The organism is Pseudomonas sp. MPR-R2A5 (assembly GCF_058793055.1).
Genome location: NZ_JBXAFK010000111.1, coordinates 1 through 1,364, shown reverse-complemented (window position 1 = coordinate 1,364; position 1,364 = coordinate 1). Strand labels below are relative to the sequence as shown.

Sequence of the window (1,364 nt, the reverse complement as noted above, 5' to 3'; positions counted from 1 at the left end):
GGGACTGTCAGATATTTTGTGTGCGGGCCGGTAACGGCCTGCCGTCAGGCAGGCCGTGCTTTTACCAGGTCGGCCTGATAAATCGATCTCCGTACAGAATCGCAAATTGATTCATCGCACTTTTCCAGTCATGTGCCGCGGAGCCCCAGTTTGCGGTGATATTGCGCAGTCCAAGCCAGATCAGTTTTGTCGCCGCATCGTCGGTCGGGAAGTGACCTCGGGTCTTGATGATCTTGCGCAACTGAGCGTTGATGCTCTCAATGGCGTTGGTCGTGTAGATCACTTTTCGAATCGCCGGCGGGAACACGAAAAATGGGATCACACGATCCCAAGCGCGGCGCCAGGCAGCCACTACCGTCGGATACTGCTTGCCCCATGGCCCGCTTTCAAACGCATCCAGTGCCTGCTCGGCCGCTTCGGCGGTCACCGCCTGATAGATCGGTTTGAGCGCCTTGGCCAGTTCGCGACGCTTGTCCCAGGCCGCGTAATCAAGACTGTTGCGGATCAGATGAACAATGCATGTTTGCAGTGTCGTGTCTGGAAATACGGCGTTGAGAGCCTCTGGCATGCCTTTCAGTCCATCGGTCACAGCAATCAACACGTCTTCGACGCCGCGTGTCTTGAGGTCGTTGAAAACTTTCATCCAGAACTTGGCGCCCTCGGTATTTTCTATCCAGATGCCGAGAATATCGCGTGTTCCGTCAGGCAAAACGCCCAGGGCCAAGTAAATCGCCTTGTTGCGAACCAGCCCCTCTTCGCGAATTTTGACCCGTAGAGCATCGAAGAAAATAACCGGATACATCGGCTCCAAAGGCCGCTGTTGCCATGCACCGATCTCTGCCATGACCTCGTCGGTTACAGAGCTGATGAAGTCGGGAGAAACGTCAGTACCGTACTGCTCGGAAAGAAACGCTCGGATCTCTCTGACCGTCATTCCACGGGCATACATGGCGATGATCTTGTCGTCGAAACCGGTGTAGCGGCGTTCGTGCTTGGGGATCAAAATGGGCGAAAAACTGCCGTCCCGGTCGCGAGGAATATCCAGTCGGAGCGGGCCGTCGCCGGTTAGAACCGTCTTGCCGCTTTTGCCGTTGCGCTGATTGGTTTCATCCTCTGGGCGCTGCGCGCCTGGCGGATAGCCCAAGTGATGCCCGAGCTCAGCACTCAGGGCTCGCTCGATCAAAGCCTTCTTGAACGCCGCAGACGCGTCCTCGATGGCTTCAGCGGTCATCGGTCCATCGGTGAATTGCTCGAGCAGCTCTTTCGGGATTTTCGGCAGCTCTCGCAACGCAGGTTTCTTTTTGGTTGGCATACATGCACCTCTTACTCATGTTATGCCCGAACACAAAATTTCTGACACCCCC

Annotated in this window: 1 protein-coding gene; it reads right to left on the bottom strand. The window is 55.9% G+C overall.

Annotated features, from left to right (window positions below; translation table 11 throughout):
* Positions 1–61: 61 nt before the first annotated feature.
* A complete protein-coding gene (locus AC1Q6I_RS34740) occupies positions 62–1,312 on the bottom strand; it encodes an IS256 family transposase (RefSeq protein WP_102625793.1) in 1,251 nt (416 codons plus the stop codon).
* Between the last annotated feature and the right edge of the window lie 52 nt (positions 1,313–1,364).

What these genes read in the sequence shown, in the direction of transcription:
- AC1Q6I_RS34740 (WP_102625793.1), bottom strand. Translation starts at nt 1,312, where the DNA reads ATGCCAACCAAAAAGAAACCTGCGTTGCGAGAGCTGCCGAAAATCCCG.